Below are 13,459 nucleotides of genomic sequence, written 5' to 3' on the forward strand. Positions count from 1 at the left end.
ATCATCTTCTACAGGAAGCAACTTCATGATTCGCCCTCGTTTCGCGCGCTCGGTAGCCGCGGCCGTCGCCTTTGTCACTCTGTCCAGCCTTGCCGTTGCCTGCTCGGGCTCCTCCGACGAAGTCGTCAAGACCGCCGACGGCAAGACCGTCCTGCGGTACGAGGGCAGCACCGGACAGGTCATCTACCCCGAACTGGCCGCTGACCTCGGCTACTTCAACGACGTGGAGCTCAACTGGATCGGCGATACGACCAGCGGCCCTCAGAGCATTCAGAACGCAGCGACCGGTCAAACCGAGTTCGGTGGAGCGTTCAACGGTGCGGTGGTGAAGTTGGCTTCCGCCGGTTCACCGATCACCTCGGTCATCGGGTACTACGGCTCCGACAAGGAGAGCTTCAACGGGTACTACGTACTCGACGACAGTCCGATCAAGTCGGCGAAGGACTTGATCGGCAAGAAGGTCGGGATGAACACCCTCGGTGCGCACCACGAGTTCGTCGTCCGTGAATGGCTTGCGCGGCAGGGACTTACGCCTGACGAGATCAAGCAGGTTGAATTGATCGTCGTTCCGCCGGTCAACACGGAACAGGCGCTGCGGCAGGGACAGATCGATGTCGCCACCCTCGGCTCGGTCTTCCGTGACTCAGCGCTCGAACGCGGTGGTCTTCGCGAGCTGTTCACCGACGAATCGCTGTTCGGCTCGTTCACATACGGCACGTTGGTGTTCCGTGACGACTACATCGCGCAGAACAAGGAGGCGGTCGCCGATTTCGTACAGGGAACAGCACGGGCCATTCGCTGGACCCAGACGCACCCACGAGAAGAAGTGATCGCGAAGCTGACGTCGATCATCAACAGCCGCGGACGCAACGAGGACACCAAGCTCATCAGCTACTGGAAGAGCCCAGGAGTCGCCGGTCCCGGCGGAACGATCACCGATACCGAGATCAGCACGTGGATCGACTGGCTCACCCGTAACGGTGAACTCGAAGAAGGAAAGTTGAAGCCGTCGGACATCTACACCAACGAATTCAACCCGTACGCCAACGGAACGTATTCACCCGACAGCGGCGCTGACGGACAGGCACGGGAGGCAGCAAAATGAGCACAGAACCGAAACTACGGCTCGAGCACGTCACCAAACAGTTCGACATTCGTGGGACCGACGAAGTTTTCACCGCGGTCGAGGACATCAACATCGACGTGGCGCCGGGGGAGTTCCTGGTCCTCGTCGGGCCGAGTGGTTGCGGCAAGTCGACTCTGCTGGACCTCCTCGGAGGACTCAGTTCGCCCACTTCTGGTCGAATCCTTCTGGACGGCAAGCAGATCACGGGCCCAGGCTTGGATCGGGGAATCGTCTTCCAGCAATACGCGCTACTTCCATGGCGAACTGCACGTCACAATATCGAGTTCGGACTCGAAGCGAAGGGCGTGAAGAAGAGCGAGCGGCGCGAGCTCGCCGAGCATTACCTCGAACTGGTCGGTCTGCAAGGTTTCGCGGATCGCTATCCGCACGAGTTGTCCGGTGGAATGAAGCAGCGAGTCGCGATCGCCCGCAGCTTGGCATTCGATCCCGAAGTGTTGCTGATGGACGAACCATTTGCAGCGCTGGACGCACAGACGCGAGAGTCGCTGCAGGACGAGCTTCTGCGCATCTGGAAGGCCACCGGCAAGACCATCCTGTTCATCACCCACGGAATCGACGAGGCCATCTACCTCGGGCAACGTGTTGCAGTACTGACTTCGAGGCCGGGGCGCGTCAAGACGATCGTCGACATCAACATCGACCGGTCCGGCGACGACGTGCGATCAGGTGAGGAGTTCCGTGTGTTCCGGCACCGGATCTGGACGCTGCTGCACGGTGAAGTCGAGCGCGCTCGGGCCGGCGAACTCGATCCTGCCAAGGAGGTTGCACATGTCTAGCGCATTGGCGACGCCGGAGGTGGTCGCCACCCCGAAACCGTTGCCCGACAAAACACCTGACATTGCGCAGCGGAGCCAGGCCGGCGGCAAGGCGGCGCGCTACATTGGTTCCACCGCCTGGCGGATTGCCAAGCCGTCGATTGCGATCGCGATCTTCCTCGGGATCTGGGAAGCGGCACCTCGGCTCGGGCTGGTGGACAAGGTCTTCCTCCCGCCTTTCACCGAAGTTGTGTCCGCATTCTTCACTCTCGCCGAGAACGGACAATTGCAAGAGCATGTTTCGGCCAGTCTGACGCGTGCCCTGACCGGATTCTTCGTGGCCATTGCGATCGCGATTCCGTTGGGAATCGCGATCGCCTGGTACCGCCCGGTCTCCGACTTCCTCAACCCGATTCTCGAATTGTTCCGCAACACAGCAGCCTTGGCTCTGCTTCCCGTCTTCGTGCTGATTCTCGGAATCGGTGAGGAATCGAAGATCGCCCTGGTGATCTACGCCTGCACCTTCCCGATTCTGCTCAACACGATCTCCGGTGTGCGAACAGTGGACCCCCTGCTGATCAAGTCCGCTGCCTCGCTGGGGTTCTCCTCGATTCGGCTGTTCCAGAAGGTGGTTCTGCCCGCCGCAGTTCCCACGATCTTCACGGGTATCCGCATGGCCGCCGCGTCGTCGATTCTCGTGCTGATCGCCGCCGAAATGGTCGGGGCCAAAGCCGGTCTCGGGTATCTGATCACCGCTTCCCAACTCAACTTCCAGATCCCGAACATGTATGCGGGCATCGTCGCGATCTCGTTGTTGGGTCTGACAATCAACGCGATTCTGGTCCTGATCGAACGTCGGCTCTCGCGCTGGCGCGTCACCACCTGACCACACTTTCACGGAAAGATTCTGCGAACTCATGTCCGAACGACAATTTCATCTGAACGCCTTCCTGATGGGCGTCGGCCATCATGAGGCGGCGTGGCGCCACCCACGCACAAATGCGGCCAACCTTCTGGACGTCAAGCACTTCCAGGAACTGGGGAGAATCGCCGAGCGTGGCAAGCTGGACTCGGTGTTCTTCGCCGACGGTCTAGCAGTCGGCCCGCGGGTCAAATACAACACTCAGGCGATCTTCGAACCCGTCACCTTGCTGTCGGCGATCGCTGCGGCCACCGAGAAGGTGGGGTTGATTGCAACCGCGTCGACCAGTTACAGCGATCCGTACACTCTTGCAAGGAAGTTCGCTTCCCTCGATCACATCAGTGGCGGACGAGGCGGGTGGAACATCGTGACGTCGGCCGGCGCCGACGAGGCCGCGAACTTCGGCCTCGATGCGGTACCGACGCACAGCGGTCGTTACGAGCGCGCCGAGGAGTTTCTCGACGTGACGCTCGGACTCTGGGACAGCTGGGAAGAGGGGGCAGTTGTCCTGGACGAAGAGACCGGAATCTTCGCCGATCCTGATCGTGTCCATCGCATCGACCATGACGGTCAACGATTCACGGTGGCTGGCCCGCTCAATTCGCCGAGGTCTCCACAGGGACGTCCGCTGCTTGTACAGGCCGGTTCCTCCGAGAGCGGTAAGGATTTCGCGGCGAGGTATGCCGAAGCCGTGTTCACCGCTCAACGAACCCTCGAGCAGGGGCAGGATTTCTACAACGATCTCAAAGCGAGGCTGATCAAGTACGGGCGTAGTCCCGACGAGATCAAGGTGCTGCCGGGCATCGTGCCCTTCATCGCGGATACGGAAGAAGAAGCGAAGGCTCTGGAGCAGTCGTTCACGGACCTGATCTCTCCGGAGTATTCGCTGCGCCAGCTCTCGAACATGGTGGGTGTCGATCTCACCGAGCATTCTCTGGATGCCCCGCTGCCACCGTTGCCGGACATCGATCGCATCCAAGGGAACAAGAGTCGATACCAGCTCGTCAAAGATCTTGCAGAGAGCGAAAACCTCACCGTCCGTGAATTGATCGGCAAACTCGGCAGTGGCCGCGGGCATCGGACATTTGCCGGGACACCGGAGCAGGTCGCGGACGAGTTGACCGAATGGTTCGACAAGGGCGCAGCGGACGGCTTCAACATCATGCCGCCCTATCTGCCCGGAGGGCTCGAGGTGTTCGTCGACCGGGTCGTGCCGATTCTGCAGGCGCGTGGGCTCTTCCGAACCGAGTACACCGAATCGACCCTGCGGGGCCACTACGGCCTCGATCGTCCGGCGAACCGGTTCTCGCGGGCCGCTGACGCGGCAGAAGTGAGCGCGTGACGGAAACACTGCCCAAGGAACAGCCGGCGATCGCCGGACTCAAGCCACTGGTCACAACGGTTTTCGTGCCGGCGGCCATCTTCGGGGTCGGTCAGGGTGCGGCTGCCCCCATCATGGCCGTCACCGCGCGCGACCTGGGTGCATCGGTCGCCGTCGCCGGCCTGATCGTTGCGCTCGGTGGCTTGGGTGCCGTACTCGGTGACCTCCCTGCCGGCCGGATAGTGTCGCGTTTCGGTGAGCGTAGATCGATCATCGGCGGAAGTTCTTTGGGTGCAACAGGAGTGGTGATATGTCTGCTTGCACAGACTCCGTGGATGCTCGGTATCGGCGCACTGTTGACCGGACTGGCGAATGCGGTGTGGGGCCTTGCGCGGCAGAGCTACCTCGCCGAGACCGTGCCACTCGGTCTTCGGGCCCGAGCAATGTCGTCGTTCGCCGCGATGTGGCGGTTGGGTTTCTTCCTGGGACCGCTCATCGGTGCCGGCGTGATTCTCCTGGTGGGAGCGCGCGGAGGATTCCTCGTCCAGTTGGTGGGCGTCGTGCTCGCCGGGGCGCTGATGGCCCGCGTTCCCGACCCGCCACGAAAGGTGCAGGCGGGCAACAGCGATCACGGGCACGTCACCCTCCCGGAGATCCTTCGCCGTCATCGTGCCGCTCTGTCGACGCTCGGGACAGGCTCCCTTCTGATGGGCGCCGCCCGCGCTTCGCGCGAGGCCGTTCTTCCATTGTGGGCATTGCACCTCGGGTTGGATGCAGCCCAGGTGAGTGTGATCTTCGGAATCGGTGCGGCCGTGGACCTGCTGTGCTCGTATCCGGCCGGACACATCATGGACCGATACGGACGCAGGCTGGTCGCGGTGCCTTCGCTGACGGTGATCGGTGTGTCGTACCTGATGTTGCCGTTTTCGACGGGCGCAGTGGGATTGACCGTGGTCGCTGTCGTGATGGGGATCGGCAACGGACTGGGCAACGGCGTGATCATGACTCTCGGTGCTGATATCGCTCCGCCCGAAGAGCGCGCCGAGTTCCTCGCTGCATGGCGATTGACGCACGACACGGGCATGTTCGGTGGGCCGCTCGCGATCGGTCTTCTCGCCGCGGTGTTCCCGCTCGGGTGGGCATTTGCCGCACTGGGCGCGACTTCGTTCGCCGGCGCGGCGATGATGTTCCGCTTCATTCCGGTCTATTCTCCGCGGGTGTCACCCCGGTCGCGCGTCGGGAAACTGTAGGTAGGCTCGCTACATGCGATTCGGACTGTTCGTACCTCAAGGCTGGCGTCTGGACCTGGTCGGCATCGACCCCGCGAAGCAGTGGGAGGTGATGCGAGATTTCACGCTGCGCGCGGAGGCAGGGCCGTGGGAGTCGGTGTGGGTCTACGACCACTTTCACACCGTTCCCCAACCGACGGAAGAAGCGACTCACGAGGCGTGGACGTTGATGGCCGCACTCGGTGCGTCGACCTCGCGTATCCGACTGGGCCAGATGTGTACCGCCATGAGTTACCGAAACCCGGCGTACCTCGCCAAGGTCGCCGCGACCACCGACCTGATCACGGGTGGACGCGTCGAGATGGGCATCGGCGGCGGTTGGTACGAGCAGGAGTGGCGCGCGTACGGCTACGGTTTCCCCTCTGCCGGTGAGCGTCTGGGCCGCCTCGACGAAGGAATCCAGATCATGCGGCAGGCGTGGTCGACCGGCAGCTCGACGCTCGACGGCAAGTACTACCAGGTCGACGGAGCGCTGTGCCGTCCACTTCCGTTGCAAGAGGGCGGAATTCCCATCTGGGTTGCCGGTGGCGGCGAGAAGGTCACACTCAAGATCGCGGCCAAGTACGCGCAGTACACAAACTTCGACGGCACCCCGGCCGGCTTCGCGCACAAGTCCGAGATCCTGAAGAAGCACTGCGACACCGTCGGTACCGATTTCGATGCCATCGTCCGTTCGGCCAACTACAACGTGGCCATCGGCGCGACGGAATCCGAGGTGGCTCAGCGGTTGGAGACACTGAAGGACAGACTGACGCCGTTGGTCGGCGAAGCTGCCGCCGATGCGTCGCTCGATGCGTTCCGCGGAATGCCTGCCGTAGGTACACCCGAGCAGATCATCGAGAACCTGTCGGCGCTCAAGGCGCAGGGACTCGAGTACGGAATCTTCTACTTCCCCGAGGCCGCGTACGACACGTCGGGAATCGAGATGTTCGAGAAGGAAGTGCTGCCCGCGCTTGCGTAACCGTTAGGGCTAGCGCAGGGAGTCAGGAAGATCGGCCGGGTTGATCAGAACCCGGCGATCGGGGTGGGTGCGAACTTCTTCGGAGTCGGGGATCCGGCTCTGCAGGAAGTTCCACTCGCTCGCACTGACAGCTGCGATCGCGCGTGCCAGCACTGCCGAGTCCTTGGTTCCCCACTCGATCGGCATGGGGCTGACCATCTGCCACGTGTCAGCCTTGCTGCGGGTGGAACGATCCGAACGCAGTGCCACCGACGGAATGCGGTCGCCGACTCGCCACTTCGGATTGAGTCGAACGTTGCGGCTGACGAGCGCGTACTTCGGTGCTCCGGCCGCCGGCTTCGCGATGTCGATCAGTGCCGTCAGGGTCGCCGCTCGAGGGTGAACCTCGGTGACGATCGCGGGAACCAGTGGGTTGTCCGCATACAGAGATTCGACGCTTCCCACCTTGCGAGGTGCCCACAAGGCGACCCACAGTGAACTGGCCGCACCGATGGCGAGGACCGCGCCGATGATGATGGACCACACCTCACCCATGCTGATCAGCCAGGCTCCGACCGCGGCGAGGACGATCGCGAAGATCACCGCAGAAATCTGCAGGCGGCGTACGTCGGCCAGTGTGTCGTTGACCGACTTGGCGTGGGCCTTGTCGACGGTGAACTGGAAGTCAGCCACGAAAAAATCCTTCGGGTGGTGCCGGACGATCTAGGACCGGCCCCCGATCTCCCGGGAGCCGTCCACCAGCGTAGCTAGTTTCGCGCGCGCTCCCACATCTGCAGGTAAGCCTCGGCGCCACGGCTCATGTCCTCGATGATCGTGTCGCCGTCGGCGCCCGCAGCAATACGCATGTCCGCGATCCAGTCGGGAATCATCCCGTACTGGGCAACGCCGTCGGTGTTCACGTCGAAAACCCTGGTGCCGGCGCGCTGCTGGTCCATTACGGTGCCGTCGAAGGCGGTGTACGGATATTGGAGCGGATTTTCGGCGGCGTCACCGCGCGGTGCGGCCTGCGGCCCGAAGCCGTTGGTGTCTGCGCCGTAGCCGAAACCGAAGTAGTAGTTCTCGCTTCGCATTGCCCGTGCGTCGCGCCACTGGTCGATGAACCCACGCTCCTCGGGCTTGTCGTCCGATGCGTCCAGTTGCCCGGCGTACAGGGCGACAAATCCGCCGAGCGCGTAGATCCGCTTGTAGAGGCTCGGGTCGCTCCAGCTGTGACTGGAAACAACACCGGAATAGTTCGCTGCTTCGAGAATGTCGAGGGCTTCTTCGGCGGTCTTGACGCTCATGTGATCGATGTCCACGATCATCCCTCGGTCCATCAAACCTCGGATCGTGTATGCGCCGAGGTCGGTCAGGCCGTGCGAATTGCATTGCGGACCAGAGGGGTACACCGGAAGCGTCACTCCGGGTGGGAGTACCGCGAGAAGATTCTGTGCGCCGTCGACCTTGGTGGGCAGCACATTGTCCTCGGCAACGCCGGTGCATGGTTCCGATTGCCAGAACTCCCCGGTGCCCAGGTAGTTGCCGATATTGACGGCCACTCCGGTGACGCCGCCGTCGAAACGGGCACCGCCGAGGGCGTTGTCGAACTTGTGCGTGACGATCATCTGCCGAACACCGAGGTCGTACAACTCGTCCAGGCCGCGGTCGATGTCGTCCTCGGTGCACTGCGGAATACCGTTGCGCACAGAGCAACCGAAGGGTTCGGACACCTCCACCCCGAGGGTGACGGCCAGCTTTCCGTCGGCGGCCACCTGCCTGGCCTGTTCAGGGGAGCTCACGATGCGGAACCAACCCCGGCCGGGACCGCCGTACTGGGCGTCGATGTAGTCCTGGAGTTCGCGTGTCTGCTGCGCCTGGATCCGGACGGTCTCCATCTCGTCACAGGGATTTCGCTTGCTCGGATACAGCTCACACAGCACACGGTTGGCGACAAAGAGATTGGTGAAGATTCGCAGACCACCACGCCAGGCGCGCTCGACCCACTTGTAGTACGTCTGCTCGTGCGTCAGTGAATCGTGCGCCGGCCAGTCGGCGAAACTCGGCCAGCCGGTGGTGTCGTGAGTTTCGAAGGGATTGCCGTACGACAGAACGTTTTCGAGGAGCGCAGGTATCCCGTCGGGTTGATGGTCCGGGCAGTCGACGAGCGCTGCGGTGACGCCCTGAGGGTCGAAAGGTCGGCCGCAGTGCAGGTTTCCGCCCATGAACTCGGAAGCGTTCATGTGCACGTGTGTGTCGATGAATCCGGTGACTTCACCGTTCGGTCCGATTTCTGCTGGAACGCCGTTTGCGCCCACCTCCGCTTCGGGGAAGTCAGAGCAGCCGTCGCGCGGGATCAGCGTGAACGCAGATTCGGGAACATCACCGGGATCGGACATCGTGAGCGTCAAGTCGCGCGAGATCAGTTGACGGCCGTTCGAGGTCGCGGTCAGAACGAACGATTCACCGGTGGACATCACTGTCCAGTCGGTGGAGGGAGTTGCTTCGGAAGTGGCGAGTACCGAGTCCGCGCCGTCGTGCGAGAGCATCGACCCGTCCGGGCCGTACAGCATGAAACGACCCAACTGGGCCGCATGTAGTCGGAACGGTTCGGCGTCTGCGGCTTTCGTTACGTCGGTGAGGTACGCCGACCCGTCACGACGGACGAAATCACCAGACTCGGTGCGCAGCGCGAAGCAACCGTTCGCAAGTGCGTACACCGAGTTCTGCGCGGTAGGAGCAGGACTCGGTGCCGCGGCGCTGACGCCGGTCGTGGCGACGACGACGGCGGCAGTCAGCAGCGAGATGGTTCCGGCGAGCCGACCCCGTAGACGTGGAACTGAGCGCATGGTGCTGGTGACCCCCGGCCGATGGACACGACTGTGACAGGGGACACTCTACAGGTAACTGGACGTATGTCCATTTGATTCTGCAACGTGTTGCAGAAATGCTCAGCCGATTGCAGGTCCGAGCAGGTCATCGGCGTCGGTGATCCGGTAGGCGTAGCCCTGTTCGGCGAGGAATCGCTGACGATGTGCCGCGTATTCCGCATCGAGAGTGTCGCGGGAAACCACCGAATAGAAGTGGGCCTGACCGCCGTCGTGCTTGGGGCGCAACAGTCGCCCGAGTCGCTGAGCTTCTTCCTGCCTCGATCCGAAGGTTCCCGAAACCTGCACGGCGACAGACGCCTCCGGAAGGTCGATCGAGAAGTTCGCGACCTTACTCACCACCAGCGTCTGGATCTCACCGTTGCGGAACTGATCGAACAGGATCTCACGTTCCTTGTTCTTGGTGGATCCCTTGATCACCGGGGCGTTCAGGGCTTCGCCGAGTTCGTCGAGCTGATCGAGATACGCACCGATCACCAAGGTCGGTGAATCCGGGTGCTTCGCCAGAATCGACTTCACGACAGCAATTTTGGTGTGCGCCGTCGAGCACAGTTTGTAGCGCTCCTCCGGTTCGGCGACGGCATAGGACATGCGCTCGGCGTCCGTCATCGTCACTCGCACCTCGACGCAGTCAGCCGGCGCGATCCAGCCCTGCGCTTCGATGTCCTTCCACGGAGCGTCGTAGCGCTTGGGGCCGATGAGCGAGAAGACGTCGCCTTCGCGGCCGTCCTCACGAACCAGCGTTGCGGTCAGGCCGAGACGGCGGCGCGACTGCAGGTCTGCCGTCATCCGGAAGACGGGCGCGGGCAGCAAGTGGACCTCGTCGTAGATCACCAGTCCCCAGTCTCGGGAGTCGAAAAGTTCGAGGTGCTTGTACTCGCCCTTCGTACGACGCGTGATCACCTGGTAGGTCGCGATCGTGACCGGCCGAATCTCCTTGCGCTCGCCGGAGTATTCGCCGATTTCTTCCTCGGTCAACGACGTGCGGGCGATGAGCTCACGCTTCCACTGACGACCGGCGACGGTATTGGTGACGAGGATGAGTGTGGTGGCTTTGGCCTTTGCCATGGCTGCTGCGCCCACCATCGTCTTGCCGGCGCCACACGGCAGCACGACGACGCCCGAGCCGCCGGCCCAGAACGAATCCGCTGCCATCTGCTGGTAGTCGCGCAGTTCCCAGTGGCCCTCTTCGAAAGCGAGATCAATCGGGTGCGCTTCGCCGTCCACATAGCCGGCGAGGTCCTCGGCCGGCCAGCCCACCTTGAGCAACATCTGCTTGAGGCGGCCGCGTTCGCTCGGGTGGACGATCACGGTGTCGTCGTCGACCTTCTCACCGAGCATCGGTGAGATCTTCTTGTGTCGCATCACCTCGGTGAGGACTGCCCGGTCGAGGCTGACCAGGATGAGGCCGTGCACCGGGCTCTTGACCAGCTGCAAGCGTCCGTACCTGGCCATCGTGTCGACGATGTCGACCAGCAGCGGTTGCGGAACTGCGAATCGTGAGAACGAAACCAGAGCGTCGACAACCTGCTCGGCGTCGTGTCCGGCGGCGCGGGCATTCCACAAAGCCAGGGGAGTGATGCGATACGTGTGGACGTGCTCGGGGGCGCGTTCGAGTTCCGCGAAGGGGGCGATTGCCTGCCTGGCATCGCCGGCGCGCTCGTGGTCGACCTCCAACAGCAGCGTCTTGTCGGATTGGACGATCAACGGTCCGTCGGTCACGGAAGCCTCCTAGTGAAACAAACGCAGCAGCCACAGAGCGTTGCACCGCGTTGTCGGCTGACGCCAACCCTGCCATTGTCCTGGTATCGGAGCGCATACGCCAACAGGCGACGCTCGCACAGCCAGAAGTAGAGGTGCCCGAGTTCGGGCACCCCTACGTCAACAGAGCAGGACCAAGCGCTATTCCGGACGACCTGCAGCGGGCAGGACGAGGATCTTCACGTGCTCGTCGGGTGCGCGAAGAGCCGCAAAAGCGTCCGAAACTCCGTCGAGCCCGACACGGCCGGTAATGATCGCTTCGGCGTCGATCTCGCCGGCGGCCAACCGAGCAAGGGTGATGTCGTACGCGTTCTCGTAGGGGCCATGACCGAAGTTGATCGAGATCCTTCGGAACTGCCCGATGACGGGAACGATGGTCTCGTCGCCGAACGGCGCAGCCAGGACCTGAATCCGCGAGTTGAACGGCAGGGTGCGCATCAGTTCGCCGATGACCCCCGCCCGGCCGCTGCATTCGTAGGCGATCAGGATGCCGTTCGCGGCCTGGCCCACGAGCGGGTTGCCTTCGGCGACCATCTGATTCCACAGTTCGATCGGATCCTGTGTGAAGGGGTCGACGACGATGTCCGCGCCCATCTTCTTGGCGAGCTCGCGGCGTTTGGGGGAGGGTTCGGACGCGATGACGATCTGTGCCCCTCTCGCTTTCGCAGCGACGATGGCACCCAGTCCGATCGTGCCGCAACCGACGACGAGCGCTGAATCGGCCGAGGTGAGGCCGGACTGTTGGAGATGCATCTCGCCGACGTGTAGAGGTTCGGCCAGTGTGGCGTGCTCGAGTGACAGATGGTCGGGAACCTTGCGGACCCAGAATGCGTCGACAACGATGTGATCGCCGAACGCGCCGTGGTATTCGTTCGAGTAACCGATGATCGTCGGGATTCCGGTAGCCGTGTCGGTGGCCAAGCCGATGCCGGCCACCCGATCACCGATCATGAAATCGTCTACTGCAGAACCGGTCTCGGAGACGATACCCGCGTACTCGTGGCCCAGCACCACGGGTGCGTCTGGATCGAAGGTGGCGAGCGGGTAGCCACCGTTGTGTGCGATCTCGACGAATCGGCACGGGTCCTTCGACATGCTCAGGTCGCTGCCGCAGATTCCGCAGGCGACGACGTCGATGCGGATCTGATGGGGTGCCAACGGCGGCGCGTCGGCCATCTCGGCGACGGCGAATTCTCCCTGTTGGAATCGGACGGCCCTCATGCGCGCACGGCTCCCGTCTCGGCCGGTTGGCCGTAGTAGTCGGTATGGGCTTTGGTGATCGCTCCGACCAGCCCGCCGATCAGGTATTCGCGGTTGTCCTCGGCGAACTGCATGCTCGCCTGACGTCCGACATTCCGCTTCCGGAAGTGCGGGACCACCTCGGAGGCGAACAATTCGTAGCTGCGTTTGGTGTCCTCCCAGCTCGCCATGTCCACGTGAAGGATCAGGAACGTGCCGAACCCTCCTGTCTTCTCGATCAGACGCTCGATCTGAGCGATCGCATCTTCGGGCGTACCGATGATCGCCTGACCGAACTCGCCGAGCGTGTCGTTGCGCCACTGGTCGATGATTCCGGCAGGTGTATCTGCCCAGGCCGGGTTCTGGCCGGTCTGTCGATTCACGTAGGAGGCCATCGATCCGATCCGTCGGCTCACGGCGCGCTCGGCCTCGGCTCGGGTCTCGGCGATGAACATCGGATTGACCACACGCCACGTCGCCCGGTCGGCGTGGTGGCCGTGCTCGGCCGAGACCTTCTCGTACACATCCCAGTTGCGATCCAGTGCGTCGAATCCGCTGGGTGAACTCGCCGCGAGTGAGAGCAGGGAGAGCCCGTTCTTGCCGGCGAGCACCGAACCGTTGGGTGAAATCGTCGACGCTGTCACGGTCTCGATGCCGTCCGCACGGTATGTGGGCAGCTGTGCGCGTGCGTCACGCAACGTGAACCAGTCGGTTTCCATATTGACGACCTCGCCGCGAAGCAACGCGAGAATGGCCTCGAGCGCTTCGCCCTGGCGGCGACGCTGGTCCGACGGGTTGATGCCCATCATGTGTGCATCGAGGGGGATCTTGCCGGGGCCGGTGCCGAAGATGAGCCGTCCGCGGGTCTGCAGATCGAGCTGAGTGATGCGGTCGGCCGTGATCAGCGGGTGGTGATAGGGCAGGGACGTCACGCCTGTGCCGAACTGGATGCGCTCGGTTCGCTCTGCGGCGGCCGCGATGAACATGTCCGGGGCAGGCACGATCTCGGCGCCGGTCGAATGATGCTCACCCATCCACGCTTCTTCGAATCCGAGGTGGTCGAGGTGTGTCATGAGGTCGATATCGCGTCTGAGTTGCAGGGCGGGATCGGCGTCGAGCGGATGGTACGGGGCGAGGAAGGCTCCGAAGCGGATGGACGATGCGGACCACACGATGACATCTCCTGTCGACAGGGGAGTG

At 62.9% G+C, this 13,459-nt stretch carries 11 protein-coding genes; 6 read left to right on the forward strand and 5 right to left on the reverse strand.

Features of this window, described 5'->3' with window-relative positions:
• Positions 1 to 25 precede the first annotated feature (25 nt).
• The 6 genes from B0E55_RS03355 to B0E55_RS03380 are packed head-to-tail and all read left to right on the forward strand — an operon-like array spanning position 26 to position 6,395.
• The gene (locus B0E55_RS03355; protein WP_080909100.1) at positions 26 to 1,105 is read left to right on the forward strand and encodes an ABC transporter substrate-binding protein; all 1,080 of its coding nucleotides are present in this window, start codon (positions 26 to 28) and stop codon (positions 1,103 to 1,105) included.
• Complete coding sequence (locus tag B0E55_RS03360) at positions 1,102 to 1,923, forward strand: ABC transporter ATP-binding protein (RefSeq protein ID WP_019744954.1); 822 nt, start codon at positions 1,102 to 1,104, stop codon at positions 1,921 to 1,923. The genes B0E55_RS03355 and B0E55_RS03360 overlap by 4 nt, the downstream gene beginning before the upstream one ends.
• Entirely contained in the window at positions 1,916 to 2,788 is an 873-nt protein-coding gene (locus B0E55_RS03365) for an ABC transporter permease (RefSeq protein WP_019744953.1), read from the forward strand. Before B0E55_RS03360 ends, B0E55_RS03365 begins: the two co-directional genes overlap by 8 nt.
• 31 nt (positions 2,789 to 2,819) lie before the next feature.
• Positions 2,820 to 4,166 (forward strand): LLM class flavin-dependent oxidoreductase, encoded by a 1,347-nt coding sequence (locus B0E55_RS03370; RefSeq protein WP_080909101.1) that lies wholly within the window; start codon positions 2,820 to 2,822, stop codon positions 4,164 to 4,166.
• Positions 4,163 to 5,395, forward strand: coding sequence for an MFS transporter (locus tag B0E55_RS03375; RefSeq protein WP_020970502.1), 1,233 nt, complete (start codon positions 4,163 to 4,165; stop codon positions 5,393 to 5,395). The genes B0E55_RS03370 and B0E55_RS03375 overlap by 4 nt, the downstream gene beginning before the upstream one ends.
• Before the next feature lie 13 nt (positions 5,396 to 5,408).
• On the forward strand, positions 5,409 to 6,395 hold the full coding sequence (locus tag B0E55_RS03380; protein WP_080909102.1) for an LLM class F420-dependent oxidoreductase: 987 nt from the start codon (positions 5,409 to 5,411) through the stop codon (positions 6,393 to 6,395).
• A gap of 9 nt (positions 6,396 to 6,404) precedes the next feature.
• On the opposite strand, the gene B0E55_RS03385 is transcribed toward B0E55_RS03380, so the two are convergent.
• The 5 genes from B0E55_RS03385 to B0E55_RS03405 all read right to left on the reverse strand — a co-directional run bounded on the left by B0E55_RS03385 (position 6,405) and on the right by B0E55_RS03405 (position 13,431).
• The gene (locus tag B0E55_RS03385) at positions 6,405 to 7,067 is read right to left on the reverse strand and encodes a DUF3239 domain-containing protein (protein WP_020970500.1); all 663 of its coding nucleotides are present in this window, start codon (positions 7,065 to 7,067) and stop codon (positions 6,405 to 6,407) included.
• Between the two features lie 74 nt (positions 7,068 to 7,141).
• Positions 7,142 to 9,220, reverse strand: coding sequence for a peptidase (locus B0E55_RS03390; protein ID WP_080909103.1), 2,079 nt, complete (start codon positions 9,218 to 9,220; stop codon positions 7,142 to 7,144).
• Between the two features lie 102 nt (positions 9,221 to 9,322).
• Positions 9,323 to 10,981, reverse strand: a complete 1,659-nt coding sequence (locus B0E55_RS03395; protein WP_019744947.1) for a DNA repair helicase XPB — start codon at positions 10,979 to 10,981, stop codon at positions 9,323 to 9,325.
• Positions 10,982 to 11,161: 180 nt separating this feature from the next.
• Positions 11,162 to 12,241: an alcohol dehydrogenase catalytic domain-containing protein gene (locus tag B0E55_RS03400; RefSeq protein ID WP_080909104.1), complete on the reverse strand. Its 1,080-nt coding sequence runs from the start codon at positions 12,239 to 12,241 to the stop codon at positions 11,162 to 11,164.
• On the reverse strand, positions 12,238 to 13,431 hold the full coding sequence (locus B0E55_RS03405) for an LLM class flavin-dependent oxidoreductase (RefSeq protein ID WP_020908805.1): 1,194 nt from the start codon (positions 13,429 to 13,431) through the stop codon (positions 12,238 to 12,240). Before B0E55_RS03405 ends, B0E55_RS03400 begins: the two co-directional genes overlap by 4 nt.
• Positions 13,432 to 13,459: the final 28 nt, after the last annotated feature.

It is taken from the genome of Rhodococcus sp. 66b (assembly GCF_002076325.1).
In the GTDB taxonomy this organism is placed as follows: Bacteria; Actinomycetota; Actinomycetes; order Mycobacteriales; family Mycobacteriaceae; genus Rhodococcus_F; species Rhodococcus_F erythropolis.

What these genes read in the sequence shown, in the direction of transcription:
- B0E55_RS03370 (WP_080909101.1), top strand. Translation starts at nt 2,820, where the DNA reads ATGTCCGAACGACAATTTCATCTGAACGCCTTCCTGATGGGCGTCGGC.
- B0E55_RS03360 (WP_019744954.1), top strand. Translation starts at nt 1,102, where the DNA reads ATGAGCACAGAACCGAAACTACGGCTCGAGCACGTCACCAAACAGTTC.
- B0E55_RS03390 (WP_080909103.1), bottom strand. Translation starts at nt 9,220, where the DNA reads ATGCGCTCAGTTCCACGTCTACGGGGTCGGCTCGCCGGAACCATCTCG.
- B0E55_RS03365 (WP_019744953.1), top strand. Translation starts at nt 1,916, where the DNA reads ATGTCTAGCGCATTGGCGACGCCGGAGGTGGTCGCCACCCCGAAACCG.
- B0E55_RS03400 (WP_080909104.1), bottom strand. Translation starts at nt 12,241, where the DNA reads ATGAGGGCCGTCCGATTCCAACAGGGAGAATTCGCCGTCGCCGAGATG.
- B0E55_RS03380 (WP_080909102.1), top strand. Translation starts at nt 5,409, where the DNA reads ATGCGATTCGGACTGTTCGTACCTCAAGGCTGGCGTCTGGACCTGGTC.
- B0E55_RS03355 (WP_080909100.1), top strand. Translation starts at nt 26, where the DNA reads ATGATTCGCCCTCGTTTCGCGCGCTCGGTAGCCGCGGCCGTCGCCTTT.